15 protein-coding genes and 2 pseudogenes are annotated in these 13,539 nt (G+C 61.0%); 12 read left to right on the top strand and 5 right to left on the bottom strand.

Going from position 1 to position 13,539, the window contains the following annotated elements:
- Nucleotides 1–35: 35 nt before the first annotated feature.
- The gene (locus J3489_RS22525) at nt 36–1,163 is read right to left on the bottom strand and encodes a porin (protein WP_207001770.1); all 1,128 of its coding nucleotides are present in this window, start codon (nt 1,161–1,163) and stop codon (nt 36–38) included.
- Nucleotides 1,164–1,771: 608 nt separating this feature from the next.
- On the opposite strand from J3489_RS22525, the gene J3489_RS22520 reads away from it, so the two are divergent.
- The 5 genes and pseudogenes from J3489_RS22520 to J3489_RS37795 all read left to right on the top strand — a co-directional run.
- Nucleotides 1,772–2,632 carry an MBL fold metallo-hydrolase gene (locus J3489_RS22520; RefSeq protein ID WP_207001768.1) on the top strand — a complete coding sequence of 287 codons (861 nt, stop codon included), beginning with the start codon at nt 1,772–1,774 and terminating at the stop codon, nt 2,630–2,632.
- A gap of 469 nt (nt 2,633–3,101) precedes the next feature.
- Complete coding sequence (locus J3489_RS22515; protein WP_207001766.1) at nt 3,102–3,638, top strand: hypothetical protein; 537 nt, start codon at nt 3,102–3,104, stop codon at nt 3,636–3,638.
- A gap of 340 nt (nt 3,639–3,978) precedes the next feature.
- Entirely contained in the window at nt 3,979–4,338 is a 360-nt protein-coding gene (locus J3489_RS22510) for a DUF3564 domain-containing protein (protein WP_207001764.1), read from the top strand.
- Between the two features lie 310 nt (nt 4,339–4,648).
- Nucleotides 4,649–4,734, top strand: a pseudogene (ompR, locus tag J3489_RS38920) (two-component system response regulator OmpR); the annotation flags it as partial.
- 222 nt (nt 4,735–4,956) lie between these two features.
- Nucleotides 4,957–5,094: pseudogene (locus tag J3489_RS37795) on the top strand (two-component sensor histidine kinase); the annotation flags it as partial.
- Nucleotides 5,095–5,356: 262 nt separating this feature from the next.
- Here the strand turns inward: J3489_RS37795 and J3489_RS22500 are convergent.
- The gene (locus tag J3489_RS22500; RefSeq protein ID WP_207001960.1) at nt 5,357–5,776 is read right to left on the bottom strand and encodes a MarR family winged helix-turn-helix transcriptional regulator; all 420 of its coding nucleotides are present in this window, start codon (nt 5,774–5,776) and stop codon (nt 5,357–5,359) included.
- Nucleotides 5,777–6,335: 559 nt separating this feature from the next.
- Between J3489_RS22500 and J3489_RS22495 the strand changes: the two genes are divergently transcribed.
- A complete protein-coding gene (locus J3489_RS22495; RefSeq protein WP_207001763.1) occupies nt 6,336–6,770 on the top strand; it encodes a universal stress protein in 435 nt (144 codons plus the stop codon).
- Nucleotides 6,771–6,889: 119 nt separating this feature from the next.
- Here J3489_RS22495 and J3489_RS22490 read toward each other — a convergent pair whose 3' ends face one another.
- A complete protein-coding gene (locus J3489_RS22490) occupies nt 6,890–7,483 on the bottom strand; it encodes an alpha-ketoglutarate-dependent dioxygenase AlkB family protein (RefSeq protein ID WP_207001958.1) in 594 nt (197 codons plus the stop codon).
- A gap of 122 nt (nt 7,484–7,605) precedes the next feature.
- Here J3489_RS22490 and J3489_RS22485 point away from each other — a divergent pair, with 122 nt between their 5' ends.
- The 3 genes from J3489_RS22485 to J3489_RS22475 all read left to right on the top strand — a co-directional run bounded on the left by J3489_RS22485 (nt 7,606) and on the right by J3489_RS22475 (nt 9,611).
- Nucleotides 7,606–8,220: an O-methyltransferase gene (locus tag J3489_RS22485; RefSeq protein WP_207001762.1), complete on the top strand. Its 615-nt coding sequence runs from the start codon at nt 7,606–7,608 to the stop codon at nt 8,218–8,220.
- The gene (locus tag J3489_RS22480) at nt 8,217–8,873 is read left to right on the top strand and encodes a GntR family transcriptional regulator (RefSeq protein WP_255555189.1); all 657 of its coding nucleotides are present in this window, start codon (nt 8,217–8,219) and stop codon (nt 8,871–8,873) included. Before J3489_RS22485 ends, J3489_RS22480 begins: the two co-directional genes overlap by 4 nt.
- A gap of 153 nt (nt 8,874–9,026) precedes the next feature.
- Nucleotides 9,027–9,611, top strand: a complete 585-nt coding sequence (locus tag J3489_RS22475) for a malonic semialdehyde reductase (protein ID WP_207001760.1) — start codon at nt 9,027–9,029, stop codon at nt 9,609–9,611.
- 104 nt (nt 9,612–9,715) lie between these two features.
- On the opposite strand, the gene J3489_RS22470 is transcribed toward J3489_RS22475, so the two are convergent.
- Both J3489_RS22470 and J3489_RS22465 read right to left on the bottom strand, forming a co-directional pair.
- Nucleotides 9,716–10,036, bottom strand: coding sequence for a hypothetical protein (locus J3489_RS22470; protein ID WP_207001955.1), 321 nt, complete (start codon nt 10,034–10,036; stop codon nt 9,716–9,718).
- 69 nt (nt 10,037–10,105) lie between these two features.
- Nucleotides 10,106–10,285: a hypothetical protein gene (locus tag J3489_RS22465; protein WP_207001759.1), complete on the bottom strand. Its 180-nt coding sequence runs from the start codon at nt 10,283–10,285 to the stop codon at nt 10,106–10,108.
- A gap of 20 nt (nt 10,286–10,305) precedes the next feature.
- Here J3489_RS22465 and J3489_RS22460 point away from each other — a divergent pair, with 20 nt between their 5' ends.
- From J3489_RS22460 to J3489_RS22450, 3 genes are all read left to right on the top strand, one after another.
- Complete coding sequence (locus J3489_RS22460) at nt 10,306–11,469, top strand: metallophosphoesterase (RefSeq protein ID WP_207001758.1); 1,164 nt, start codon at nt 10,306–10,308, stop codon at nt 11,467–11,469.
- Between the two features lie 556 nt (nt 11,470–12,025).
- On the top strand, nt 12,026–12,733 hold the full coding sequence (locus J3489_RS22455; RefSeq protein WP_207001757.1) for an MgtC/SapB family protein: 708 nt from the start codon (nt 12,026–12,028) through the stop codon (nt 12,731–12,733).
- A 458-nt stretch (nt 12,734–13,191) separates the two neighbouring features.
- Complete coding sequence (locus J3489_RS22450; RefSeq protein ID WP_207001755.1) at nt 13,192–13,443, top strand: GlsB/YeaQ/YmgE family stress response membrane protein; 252 nt, start codon at nt 13,192–13,194, stop codon at nt 13,441–13,443.
- Nucleotides 13,444–13,539 lie beyond the last annotated feature (96 nt).

Here is a 13,539-nt window from a genome sequence, read left to right as displayed (position 1 = left end):
GGCACCCTTTTTTCATACTAACCAGCGACTTCGCTTTAGAAGCGGTGACGCAGGCCGATCGTTGCAGCGGTCTGGTTCGGCGAGGCCGAAGCCGCCGTGGTCGGATCGCCGTTGTAGATCGAGGCGAAGGCCGAGTCGCCCATGGCGTGCTGGTACACGACTTGAGCGTACACGTCGGTGCGCTTGGACAGCGAGTAGTCAGCTTGCGCGCCGATCTGGTGGAAACGCGTCTTCACGTTGTCGCCACCAGTCGTGTCCTTCTGGTTCGTGAACGTGTATGCGAGGCCCAGGGACATCGCCGCAGTCACGTTGTACTTGCCGTTGACTTCGTAGTTGTCTTGGCGCATCAAGCCGCCGCCGAGCACGTTGTCCGCACGAGCTTGCGTCCATGCGAAGCCCACTTCTGCAGGACCGAACATGTAACCCAGGCCCGCACCGTAGACGCGCGACCGGAACGACTCGCCGGCCAGCGAGCTGAATGGCGTGCCGTCCGTAGCGCCGTTCGTGGTGAGTGCCGGGTTGTTCTGCTGGCTATAGGCGGCGCCAACACGCAGGCCTTGGTACTGATAGGCGGCGCCCACGCTGTATTCGCGGTTGTTTGCGAACTGCGTGTTGTTCGAGAAGCCGTACGTGCCGCCGAACGTGAAGCCGGTGTAGTTCGCGCTTTGGAACTTCACCGAGTTGTTCACGGCGTAGCCGTTGTTCGTGCTCAGATTGTCGAGGTTGCCCGAGTGCGCGAAGTAAGTGCCGCCCCAGCTACCCGCAGCCGTCAGCGGCACGAGGTAGTCTTGCACGGCATCATACTGACGGCCCAGCGTCACGGTACCGTAGTTGCCGCTCGACAGACCGACGAAAGCTTGGCGGTTGAACATGCCGCCGCTGTTGCTGAACTTGCCGTTGCCAAGGTTAAAGCCGCTTTCGAGGTCGAACACAGCCTTCAAGCCGCCGCCCAGGTCTTCCGAACCGCGCAGACCCCAACGGCTTTGATCGATGCCAGCGCTGCCTGCCTTCCACAGCGACGAGCCTTGGCCGTTCGCATTTTCAACGTTGCTTTGATAGCTGACACCTGCATCCAGCACACCGTACAGCGTGACGCTGCTTTGTGCGTGAGCTGCGACTGCAAACGACGCGGAAACTGCTGCCATGATCAGGGGTTTTTTCATGAGACAAGCTCCCTTTATAAGGACCGGCCTTGCGACCTTGTTAAAGAAAGACGGAGGCATCACCCGAATCGACCGGTTGCAGTGTTCGTGTAGCCTGTTTCTTGACCGCCTAACGAAGAACGGAGTCTACGTGCAATTATTACAAAATGCATACACATGTCATGCAATATATTTCTCCTCAGACAGAAACAATAAAATCAAATGACCACACAACACATTGTTTCTTAATAACTTTCAATGAGATGGCGAGTCCTTTTCGCGACATAAAGCCCCCATATCAAATTATTACAATCAGCCTTACGGTTGCAAATTAACAACGAATTATTAATAAGACATCCAAAAAAATGATCTCACCGTGCGCCGGTACGCGTGCCACGGCTTGAAATTTCATCCGCGTTTTCGACGGGGCGGTCCGCCTACTCAGTGCAAGCCGAGCTTGAATTTATCGGCGTGGCCGCATCGATGGATGCACGCGATCGACGGCCGCGGCTGCGCGTCATGGTGCGCCGCGTCGTCACATTGCCTTCCTCGAATGCGACCGTCCGCTTACCATAGACTTTCGCCACATCGCCGCCCCGCCGCGCAACTCGCAATCAACAAGGCTCGCCATGAAACCCCAGATTCAGGCTTTCCACGACTCCGCGACGGCGACCATCAGCTACGTCGTCCACGCTGGCCCCGGCACCCGTTGCGCGATCATCGATTCGGTACTCGACTACGAGCCGCATTCCGGCCACACGTCGACCTTTTCGGCCGACCGGATCGTCGGCTATGTCCGCGAACAGCAGTTGCAATCCGAGTGGCTGCTCGAAACGCACGCGCACGCGGATCATCTTTCGGCCGCGCCGTACCTGCGCGATAAGCTCGGCGGGGCGATCGGGATCGGCGAGCACATCCGCTCCGTGCAAAAGATCTTCGGGCCGGTTTTCAATTTCGAGCCGGCGTTCCGCCCCGACGGCTCGCAATTCGATCGTCTGTTTGCGGCGAATGAAACGCTGCGCGTCGGCGAACTCGAGGCCACCGTGCTTCACGTGCCCGGGCATACGCCCGCAGACGTGGCGTTCAAGTTCGACGGCGCGGTGTTCGTCGGCGATACACTTTTCATGCCCGACGTCGGCACCGCCCGCTGCGACTTTCCCGGCGGCGACGCCCGCACGCTCTACGCGTCGATACGCTCGCTCCTTGCCCTGCCGGACGATACCGACCTCTATATGTGCCACGACTATCCGCCCGCGGGACGCGACGTCCGTTGGCGGACCACGGTCGCCGAACAGCGCGCGACGAACATCCACGTGCGCGACACCATCGCCGAAGCCGATTTCGTCGCCATGCGGACAGCGCGCGACGCGGCGCTCGGCAAGCCCACGCTGATCATCCCTTCGATTCAGCTCAATATCCGCGCCGGGGTTCTGCCTGAACCCGAGAGCAACGGCATCCGCTATCTGAAGACGCCGTTGAACGTGCTATAGCGCGCCACCCGTTACCATCGACAATCCATCGCGACATGCAGGGCATCAACTTTGTCTTAGTGAACTCGGCGACTCACGCCGATTAGTTCGAAATCCTTATCGTCTGGGTCGTCTACGACAACGAAAAAACCGTGCGGCCGACGCCATCGGTCATTCCGCAAAACGCTACATGGATTCGTGCGCGTGACGCCGAGTGCCCCCGCAAAGCGACTTCGCGAAGGCCGGCTGACGCGCGCCACAAGTAGTCGATAGACGCCAATGTGCCTCGTCGCACTGGCGATTCACGCCAAAGATGGCGGATGAAGCCGATACTCTCTTGATCGCGGGCGGAGGAGCGGCGGTATCCTGTCAGCATGCTGTTTGGCGGATCGGGACGGCCGGTATGGCCCGACGCTCGGGTGTGCGCGTCGAGTCGTCTGTCGCCGCTTCGCCTCGAGCACTTCCGCTTCGCTACGGGAGTAGAAAAACGATGAGCATCCGCATTTCAGCCTGCACCTGTGTTGCACTACTGACGATCAGCGGGACGGCGTTCGCGCAACGGCCTCTGGTTTATCCTGCGCGCAGCCAAAACCCCGCGCAGCAAGCGATCGATAACGCCTTCTGCTTCGGCCAGGCGAATTCTCAGACCCACATCGACATGGCCCGCCAGCCACAGACGCCGACGCGCACGACGCCGATCAACTTCGCGGCGGACGCGGGACACGGCGCATCCGCGCCGCCTCTGCCGCCCGGCATCGCCGCAAGCGGCGCGCCTCCGGCGAGCGGTGCGGCAGCAACTGCAAGCGCAGCCAGTGGAACCGCATCCGGCACGGCGATGGCCGCCGCTTCGGGCGCTGCCGCTGCCTCAGGCGCAGCATCGTCGACGACCCTCGCGATGGGCGCCTCGGGCGCTTCGGGCGCGAGCGGCGTCCAGATGCCGCCGCTGCCTCCACCGGAGCCGCCGATGACCACCTACTGGCGCGCATACGGCGACTGCATGCAAGACCGGGGGTATTTCGTCCGCTGAACGACGGGGACGTGCTCAGCGGAAGCCGATGCGATGCAAAGTCCGACTCGGCTCTCGCGCGCCGCTCGCCGCGCCTTCGCCATTCGTGTTGCCATTGACGCGGTCACTTCCGCTGCCGCAGGCGCGGCCCTGGCTCAAGCGCCCGCCTCGCTAGCTGCCGCGCACGGCGATCGCCGCCAGCAGCGACCCGGTCTACTTCGGTGACGACGGGGTCTGAAGTCGTTAAGTCCCTCCACGGGTTGCGCCGCACCAGGAATCCGCAGTTTTGTGAGCTTGAATTCATTTGTCTGCGGTCTAGACTGTTAAATCACGCTCTGCGGATATCTATGGAGGACCTGAAATGCGTCTGACCATTCTGATTAACGGTTCCGATCCCACCGTCAATCACGATTACGCCGTGCTGTGGCTCGATACAGACGAGCGAGTTTGGTCGAGGGAAGCACACGATGGGGTCGATCTTCCGCCTTGGGGCGAAATGCGCGACGAAAACGGTGTCACCACACTGTGCGCCCCGAGCGAAGACGAGCCTCTGTGCACGTTGAGCGGACTGCACGTCGATCGCCATCAGCGCGTCTCAACCGCGCACGGCGCCGCCGCCTGGTCCAGCGTCGAAAAGCACATGCCGATGGACGGATTCTGGCGCCTGCAAGCCGTCGACCGCCAATCCGTTTCTGCAGAAAACAGCGTGTTCCGGCGCTAAAGCGCTACCAACGAACATCGCCAGTCGCACCGCTCAAAGCCACAAGCGCTCGAGCTTCAGGAATACGGCCAGTCTGACGACTCTCGTCGACTCGGCCGTCCGCTGGTTCCCCCAATTCCCACCCGCACGGCCAATCGCAGCACGCCGGGCCTGTAGCCGCCACCGTGCTTGACAATGCTTAACACCCTTTTCGACTGCCGCTAGACTTGGGTCGTGAGGCAGAGGACCGCCCACGTGTGCGCTCTTGAGCCCCCTTGACGGCAGCAATTTGCGCCGGCGCCTCGAGCGCGAGCGACCGTCGGTCGTCGTGCTCGAACTCGGCGCCGACGACTACATCACGAAGCCCTTCGATCCACGCGAGCTGTGCCGGCGCGCATCCATACCGTGCTGCGCCGCCGCGGTCCGGCATCCACCAGCGCACCCGAAGCGGGCGACCGGTTTCGCTTCGGCCCTTTCGAACTCGACTTCGCGACACGCGCGCTGCTGCGCGACGGCACGTTTCGTGCGGACGGTGCGAGGCAAGGATTACCTGTTCGTGCCGGACGCCAATTCTTCGCATGCTTTCGCCGAGGCAGCGTCTAGCGCACGAAGAACCGGTTGAACACGCTATTCGGCAGAATGGCGTTGCTCTCAACGGCCGTGCTGCTCGCAGTTCAAGCTGGGTGGTTTGCATGACTAACGACACAACCGCCGCGCCACGAAGTGGACGGCTTTGCGCGCGGATTGCTGCTCGTGCTGCAAGCCGCCAACGGCGACATCCCGCCGCGCCCGAACTTCGTAGTCGAAGCGCTCTCGAAGGACATTGCGGCCTCGGACTCGCCATCGTACGCATATATTCGGCCGGAGGCGAATGCGCTGCAAGGACACGCGCATTCGGGATTGTTCACCGCACATAGACGAATTGCCTCGCACGGGTGTGCCCAAAGCGAACCTCGGTCGCCCAAATTGCGCCAACGCGCTCTCTGTCGCGCGCTGCAGGACGCACCCGGTCGGCCCCGGCATCCCGAGGTGCTTGCCGCTAGTCTTCGATCAGCTTGCTTGCGAGGGCATAGATCTGCTCGTCAAGCGCCTTGACATGACGCTTCCCCACACGGCGATAGAGCTCGTCCTGCGCCGCCTTCCAATCGCTTTCACAAGCGTGCAGCAGCGCCCGGCCTTTCGGCGTGAGCGTCCAGAAGCGCATGCGCAAATCGTCGCCCGCCTCTGCCGCGACGAGTCGCTTGGTCCGCAGCGTCGCTAGCGTGCGGCTCAAGGTCGTCTGATCCATTAGAAGCTCGTCCGATAGCTGCGTCGTGCTGACGCCTTCGGCGCGATTCAGCGCCATCAGGATCGTGTATTGCGTAATACGGATGCCGTGCTTCGCCAACTGGGCATCGTATAGCGACGTAATCGCGCGCGCGGCCTGACGCAGCGTTCCGCAATGGCATGGCAACCGCAAAGGCGGTTCAGACATGGTGCCCTCTCGTTCGACGGAATTTACACCTGGCGAGGTGCTGTGCAACTGGGCACTCGCTATCTTTTGGTTCTATGGGAGACTGCTTCGGACAAGGGCATTTTACATGCATACACATGGATATCGCCCGCGCGCGCAAGCAATTGTGCGGGTGTCGTGACGACGTCAAGCGTTGCGTCGTTCGCTCACGTCTGAGCTCGGTCGGCAGGCCGCTGCCTTGCGCGTTGTTATGCGCATAAACTTTTTTGAAATTTTTCGTACCTTACAAATCGGCGAGACACTCAATGTTTACATCATGTTTACGCCATCACTAGCTTTCTTTAGGCTAGCCCTGCACGTGATCCGATAGCCTATCAACATCCCCATCACCATTCGCTGAGATGGCCATCCATAAGAGCAACGCCCGCGCAGGCGCAGCGTCTTCATTCTCCTATCCGGTTACTGCCGCAGCTTCCACGGATGACGCCAACGGCATGCGCGGCCGAGGCGTTACCGGCTCGATCGTCGGCTCTAGAACAACTAGCGGCATGAGGGACAAGAAACCATGTTGAAAATACTAGTGCCGGTCAGCCGCTCGCCGCGCTCGCTTCAAGCAGTCCGGCACGCCGCATTTCTTTACAGCGAGCGATGCGCGTCCGAAATCGTGCTTGTCAACGTTCAACCGCCGCTCGAATCGACTCGCCTCGAAGCGTTCTATCCCCTCTCCAAACTGCGCTCCTTCGAAAACTCCCACGCGCACGCCGCACTATGTCGCGCGGAGCAGATTCTCAAGGACGGCGGCGTCAAATATTCGGTCACGATTCACGTCGGGCCGCTCATTCCGACAATTGCGGAATGCGCCGAACAAACCGGCTGCGACGAAATCCTGCTGGCCGCACCGCGCAACGATCCGCTGCATACGTTCATCAGTTTTTTCAGCCGCAGCGTTCTGGAACGCCTTGTGAGGATCTCGCGCGTGCCGGTTACAGCCGTGCGCTAGGGTCGGTTCACGCTAATAACAGGTCCTAGTGTGGGACGTTGCGACCCACAAAGAATGGCGAGCTTCAACGACGCAAGCAAGGACGGCTGCTGTCTTAGCGCCGCAAGTCGGGGTAACGCCTAAGAGCGAGGCGTCACAAACCGGAACGTCAGATTGACTCGCTCGCCGCGAATGCTGGGCTCCTTAGGCACGCGGTGGCGCCATTCCGCCTGAGTGCGCCCGCGCATCACGAGCAGGCTTCCGCCTGTCAACTGAAAAGATTGAATTGCCCCCGTCTTGTTATGGCGAAGGTCGAATCGACGCGCGGAACCGAGGCTTACCGACGCAATTACAGGTTCCGCGCCCAATTCCGGCTCACGGTCGGCGTGCCATCCCATGCTGTCGTTGCCGTTTCGATAGCGATTTAAAAGCACGCTATTGAACCGCGCACCGCAAACGGCTTCCGCCGCGGCCTTCAGCTTCAGCACAGTCGGCGTCCACGCCAGCGGGGTGTTGCGTATGCCCGAGTAAACATAGACCGCACCGGCATCGCCTTGCCATGCGGTCAGGCGCGGCAAGGGCGTGAGCCCCGCCGGGGTGTACATCGTGTCCTGCCTCCACTCCACCTCGGCGATGACACGTTCAAGGTCAAGCGCCGCCGCTTCTGGCGAGAGCCAGTCCGGATACCAATCGACATTCGGCTGCGGAATATCGCCGAAAATGTCATCAATCATCGCTTTCATGCGTGCATTCCGGTTGAGAAAGTCATTGTGCCACCGTAGTCCTTTGGCATTCACCTGTATTTCGCGTTATCACGTATCATGAAACACGAATTACGATTTCTTAGGACCCGACTATGTTGACAGTCGAGATCGAGGCCTTGCTCCACGAATTGGAAGTCCATGGCGCAGAGATCGACGCAACCGCAACGGACCGCACCCAAAAGCTATTGAACCTCGAACGACCCACCGCCGAGTTGCTGTTTCTTTTGGTGACGGCAAGCGGGCGCAGACGCGTGCTGGAGATCGGCACGTCGAACGGCTACAGCGCGATCTGGCTCGCCTGCGCGATGGCGAAAACTGCGGGCAACCCGATTACCACGATCGATAGAGACGCGGCCAGGGCCGCCCAAGCGCGTGAAAACCTGCGCCGCGCGGGCGTCCAAAGTCATGCACAAGTCATCGAAGGCGACGCGACGCGCTGGTGCGCCGCGCTCGACGGTCCGTTCGACTGCGTCTTTTTCGACGCGGATCGAATCAGCGCTCCGTCTCAGCTCGAACTCCTTCTGCCCAAACTGACAGACGACGTGCTGCTGATCGCCGACAACGCGCTGTCGCACCCGGAAGAAATCGCCGGCTATCTGGCGACAGTCAGCGCGTTGCCGCAATTCGACGCGACTTTGGTCCCTGTCGGCAAAGGACTGCATGTGGCATACCGTCGACCGCATATCAACGGAGTCGCTTCGAAATGACTGCCGCGCCGCAAAAACTCAAACGCTCGACGCTCGCCGTCGATGCCTATGTGGCCGTGCGCGACCTGTTGCTCGACGGCGAGCGCTACGCACCGGGAGACAAAATCAGCGTCGAGGAACTGGCAGGCGACCTGGGCGTCAGCCGTTCGCCTGTCTGGTCCGCCGTGGCGCGCCTGGAAGCCGAAGGAATCGTCGAAGTCACGCCGCGCCAAGGCGTCTTTTTGATTGCGTTCGAGCCCGCACGGCTTGCCGCAGTGTTCGAAGCGCGTGAAGCGCTGGAAGGCATGGCGGCCCGCTTGGCCGCGCGCAGAATGAGCACGGCTGAACTCTCGGAACTCGAGGATTCGGTCGAGCGCCAGTCGATCGCAATTAGGGAACAGGATCGGGCAGCCTACGACGAGGCCAACCTGCGGTTTCATCACGGGCTGCTCGACGGCGCGCAAAGCCCCGCGATCAAGAAAACGCTCACGGCACTGTATGCGCAGACTCGCGCGATGTGCGGAAAACGTGCGACGAGCTTTACTGAGCTCCTGGCAAACCGCGACGAACACGACGCCATTCTGCGCGCGCTCCAGGCCCGCGACGAAGAAGAAGCCGAGCGCACCGCTCGTCGTCACGTCGCCGAGCTGCTGAAAAAGCTGCTGCAGTCGTAGCCGCGAGCGCCAGCAAGTTACGCCGGTCGCCGGCTATCATCGAGGCACCGAGAAACACGGCTCGGCGACAACGGGACGCTTCAAGCGCAACCATGCCGTCGGCAGCCGCAACTGCCCGCACAACAGCCTCAACCTCCCCCTACACCTCGCAACATGACACTTTCCGATACCGCCCTGGATCAACTCTTTCGCAATGCGCGCACGCACAACGGCTGGCTCCCGAAGCCGGTCGACGACGCGCTTCTCAAACAGCTGATTGATCTCGTCGAGCTCGGACCCACGTCTGCCAATTCCAGCCCGGGCCGATTCGTGTTCGTCAAAACGCCGGAAGCCAAGGAAAAGCTGCGTCCGGCGCTGTCAGAGGGCAATGTCGAAAAAACGATGGCCGCGCCCGTGACGGTGATCGTCGGCATGGACATGGCGTTTTACGAGCATTTGCCGAAACTCTTCCCCCACGCAGACGCGCGCAGTTGGTTCGCGGGCAACGACGCGGCTATTGCGGCCACTGCATTTCGCAATTCGACGCTGCAAGGCGGCTACCTGATCCTGGCGGCCCGAGCGCTCGGACTCGACACCGGCCCGATGTCCGGCTTCGATTCGGCAAAAGTCGACGAGGCTTTTTTCGCAGGTACGACGGTGAAATCGAATTTCCTCGTCAACCTTGGATACGGCGACCCGTCGAAGCTTTTCGAACGCAGCCCGCGCTTCACATTCGACGAAACCGCGAGAATCGTCTGACTGATGCAAAAGCGGCGCCCTCGCGCGTGAGTGCCGAGACGCACGCGCGAGGGCGCCGCTTTCATCAATTCGTCAGCGAGCGTGGCAGCCCGCCGCTCCACGGTTCACATCAGCAACGCGATATAGAAAACGATTGCCCCGACCAACGCGCCGACGAAGCAAAAGCCTTCGCCCCGTTCGTCGCCTCCGGATCGCAGCCAAGCGCCGGCCGCGCCGAACAGGCCCGCGATGCCTAGCGCGACGAAGACCATGACGACGTAAAACAACGCGTCGCGCGAGATCTCGAGCATGTCGAGCCGGCGCACGCCGAAATAAACCGCGAGCGCCATCAGGGAGAGCGCCACCAGCGGCAGCATGACGTGACTGCCTTCATAGCCGACATGGTGTTCGCGATGCGGATGGTGCGCAAACCTGATTATCTTCATCATTCGCCTCCTTCCATCGTGCCCTTCAATCGCGCAAGTGGAACCGAACCATGAAATCAATAGTTTAGATCAGCAATCGAGCGCAAGAGTCCACTGCGGCGGAAAAATCGGAAAATCCAGCCGGAAATGGACACCGCGCGCCGTGGGCGACCCAAATCGGCCGCCGACGGCGAAGCGTTCTGTCTGTAAAATGAATCGGCAGTGCCCAAGGCCAGCTACAAATCGCAGCGCCGCCTCGCCGGCCTCCATTTCCTCTCCTTCTTTGCTCTATGCGCCGCTCAGGTTTTTTCGTCCGTGCCATCGGCATCGGCGTTCTGCTGCACGTTTATATCGGTTTGCGGCTCATTCCCGAGTTGCCGGTTGGCCCGGTGTTCCGTGGGCTGGCGGCACTTTGGCTCGTATTGTCGTGTGGATTGATTCCCGTCGGCATGCTCGCGCGCACGCTCGAGCGCCAGCCGCTCGCCGATCGGCTCGCTTGGATCGGTCTGCTTACCATGGGCTTCTTCTCGTCGCTGCTCGTGCTGACCTTGCTGCGCGACGTCGCGCTGGCGTCGCTCCTGACCATCGACGCGCTCTGGCCACGCACCGTGCCGCTCGCCCGCTGGCGGATCGACTCCGCCGCAGCGGTGCCGCTCCTCGCGCTGCTGTCGACCGCGATCGGATTCGTCAACGCTCGCCGACGCGCACGCGTCGTCACAGTCGACGTACCGATCGATAGTTTGCCGGCAGCATTGGACGGCTTCACGATCGTGCAGATCAGCGATATCCACGTCGGCCCGACGATCAAGCAGCGTTACGTCGACGCGATCGTCGACGCAGTCAACCGGCTCAAGCCGGACCTGATCGCGGTGACAGGCGACGTCGTCGACGGCAGCGTCGCGCAGCTCTCCGCCCACACCCGACCGCTCGGGCGCCTCAATGCTCGGTACGGGGCGTATCTCGTGACCGGCAATCACGAATACTATTCGGGCGCCGATCAATGGATCGCTGAATTCCAGCGCCTCGGCTTGCATGTGCTGATGAACGAGCACGTCGTACTCGACCACGATGGCGCGCGAGTTCTGATCGCAGGCGTGACCGACTACACGGCGGGACACTTCGACCCATCGCACCGCAGCGACCCCGCCGCAGCGCTCGCCGGCGCGCCAGGAGACGTGCGGGTGCGCGTGCTGCTCGCGCATCAGCCGCGCACCGCGCTTGCGGCTGCGGACGCGGGCTTCACGCTCCAGTTGTCAGGGCACACGCATGGCGGGCAGTTCTTCCCGTGGAATTTCTTCGTTCGGCTGCAACAGCCGTTTACGGCGGGGCTCGCACGCCTCAATAACCTCTGGGTCTACACGAGCCGAGGCACAGGTTACTGGGGACCGCCCAAGCGTCTTGGCGCCCCGTCGGAGATCACGCGGCTGAGGCTGGTGGCGGGCACAGCCGCCTGACGGGAAACAGACTTGTACGAATTCGCGCTCGCCCGCGTTCCTTCTGGACGCGCCCCGTCGAACGCCTTGCGCGCTCTGCGCAGCGCAGCAATTTTGAGTTGACGCTCACGTCGGCAACTGCCTAAAATTTCGCTATTCTCAATTTTTTGAGGTCCACCGCCTTGGACAGCAGCAGTAGTCGATCCCTACTTCGTCTCACCGTCTGAGCGGCAAGACCCGCGCCAGTTTTTCTCTCTGCCGCCGTCTTGCCAACAGGCAAGCGGTGCGCGTCGCAGTTCGCAGCACCCCTGTGCACTCTTGCTACCGATAGCCATAGCGCGCTAGTGTTCGCGCGAAGGCTTGTCCTGCGCTGCACTGTCTATCGACAAAGATCATCGACATCCCCGAGGCTCATGCCGTTGCTCATTGACGGCTGAGATAGAGTTCGCCGTACGACACAAATACGTTCACCGAAGCGTGGCATGCTGAAGCTTGTGGTTATCCGTCGAGTCGCATATGAATGCCGAAGCTCGCGGTCGAATCCATCACTCAACGAAACCAAGAGAACGCATATCCAATGACGCTTGAATTCGCTCTCCGCTTGTTTGCCGCGTTTGCTTGCGGGGTCGCAATCGGCATCGAACGCCAGATGCGGCAACGCACGGCCGGTCTGCGCACCATTACGCTCGTTGCAAGCGGCGCTTGCCTGTTCGTCACGCTCGGCGTTCTCACCGGCGACGGCATAGAGGGCGTGACGCGGATTGCCGCGTACGTCGTATCCGGCGTCGGCTTTCTCGGCGGCGGCGTCATCATGCGCGAAAAAGGCTCGATTCAAGGGATCAACACGGCCGCCACGTTGTGGTGCTCCGCCGCTGTCGGCGTGCTCTGCGGCTCAGGCCACTATGGTCCCGCGCTCGCGGGCACCGGCATTGTGTTGCTGACGAATACGCTGCTGCGCGAAGTCAGCAAAGCAATCAATGCAACCCCCGTTTCGAATGCGGACCTGATACGCGAGTACGTTTTGTCCGTCGTCTGCCGCGAAGAAGACGAGATCCACATCCGCACGGCACTATCGAACTCGATGTACTCGTCGCCGCTGTCGTTCCAGAGCCTCACGAGCGAGGACGTACCCGACGCGGCCGGACGTATCCTGGTGACCGCGACGCTCAAGCTGCATCCCAAAGATCAACCGAAGCTCGAATTGATGGCGAGCCGCATCAGCATGGAGAAAGGCGTGTCCAGTGTGAGTTGGACCGCGAAGGAAGCCGAACCCACGCCCGAATGAGGATGCATACACGCTCGCCTCGCAAAAGCCTTCAAATATCTGACAGAGCAGCCTAACTCGGACGCGCCGCGCTCCCTTCTCGCTTGCGAATGAACGTACTGTCACCTATAACAAGCGTAAGCGATGCGCCCGTAGCTCTCTACGCAGGGCGGCTATCGCTCATTCTCCCCTGTGCAGCCCGACGCCGAGAACGACATGAATTCAGTGACTGCGCGCAGTGTGATCACTCGACGCGTTGTCGAGAACATCTTGAGTGTTCGCGGCGACTTGCTTCTCCTTGAGCACCGGTCGTATCAAACTCGGCATGATTCATCCGTTATGCTCAGATCCCCAGCAACATCGCGAAATAGTGTTAATTGGGTATCCTAACTATGGACTCGCCTATGCGTGCCATTTAAGCTCAGTTAGCGTGATTATTTTGCGCTTCTCTTTTTACACTTAACCACGGAGTCTCCACTATGCAACACGGGCTCATCGCATGGCTCATTATCGGCGCAATCGCTGGCTGGCTAGCGGGCGTATTGGTCAAAGGCGGCGGCTTCGGATTGATCGTCGACATCATCGTCGGGATCGTGGGTGCGTTCATCGGCGGTTGGCTGTCGCGCGTACTAGGTATCTCGCTCGGCGGCGGCATGATCGCATCGATCATCACGGCTGTGATCGGTGCCGTTATTCTGCTATTCATTATTCGACTCATCAAACGAGGATGAAGCCATCGACAGCGCGTTCGGAAGAATCGGGGCGCGTTACCATGAGCAATAGCGGGTTGCAACACCGATCGGTACGGGCCCGCGCCGCGGATTAGC

The organism is Trinickia mobilis (assembly GCF_017315705.1).
Classification (GTDB): Bacteria; Pseudomonadota; Gammaproteobacteria; order Burkholderiales; family Burkholderiaceae; genus Trinickia_A; species Trinickia_A mobilis.
This window is presented reverse-complemented; position numbering and strand designations above follow the sequence as displayed.

What these genes read in the sequence shown, in the direction of transcription:
- J3489_RS22510 (WP_207001764.1), top strand. Translation starts at nt 3,979, where the DNA reads ATGCGTCTGACCATTCTGATTAACGGTTCCGATCCCACCGTCAATCAC.
- J3489_RS22485 (WP_207001762.1), top strand. Translation starts at nt 7,606, where the DNA reads ATGTTGACAGTCGAGATCGAGGCCTTGCTCCACGAATTGGAAGTCCAT.
- J3489_RS22480 (WP_255555189.1), top strand. Translation starts at nt 8,217, where the DNA reads ATGACTGCCGCGCCGCAAAAACTCAAACGCTCGACGCTCGCCGTCGAT.
- J3489_RS22525 (WP_207001770.1), bottom strand. Translation starts at nt 1,163, where the DNA reads ATGAAAAAACCCCTGATCATGGCAGCAGTTTCCGCGTCGTTTGCAGTC.
- J3489_RS22465 (WP_207001759.1), bottom strand. Translation starts at nt 10,285, where the DNA reads ATGGAGGCCGGCGAGGCGGCGCTGCGATTTGTAGCTGGCCTTGGGCAC.
- J3489_RS22470 (WP_207001955.1), bottom strand. Translation starts at nt 10,036, where the DNA reads ATGAAGATAATCAGGTTTGCGCACCATCCGCATCGCGAACACCATGTC.
- J3489_RS22460 (WP_207001758.1), top strand. Translation starts at nt 10,306, where the DNA reads ATGCGCCGCTCAGGTTTTTTCGTCCGTGCCATCGGCATCGGCGTTCTG.
- J3489_RS22475 (WP_207001760.1), top strand. Translation starts at nt 9,027, where the DNA reads ATGACACTTTCCGATACCGCCCTGGATCAACTCTTTCGCAATGCGCGC.
- J3489_RS22490 (WP_207001958.1), bottom strand. Translation starts at nt 7,483, where the DNA reads ATGATTGATGACATTTTCGGCGATATTCCGCAGCCGAATGTCGATTGG.
- J3489_RS22515 (WP_207001766.1), top strand. Translation starts at nt 3,102, where the DNA reads ATGAGCATCCGCATTTCAGCCTGCACCTGTGTTGCACTACTGACGATC.
- J3489_RS22520 (WP_207001768.1), top strand. Translation starts at nt 1,772, where the DNA reads ATGAAACCCCAGATTCAGGCTTTCCACGACTCCGCGACGGCGACCATC.
- J3489_RS22495 (WP_207001763.1), top strand. Translation starts at nt 6,336, where the DNA reads ATGTTGAAAATACTAGTGCCGGTCAGCCGCTCGCCGCGCTCGCTTCAA.
- J3489_RS22450 (WP_207001755.1), top strand. Translation starts at nt 13,192, where the DNA reads ATGCAACACGGGCTCATCGCATGGCTCATTATCGGCGCAATCGCTGGC.
- J3489_RS22455 (WP_207001757.1), top strand. Translation starts at nt 12,026, where the DNA reads ATGACGCTTGAATTCGCTCTCCGCTTGTTTGCCGCGTTTGCTTGCGGG.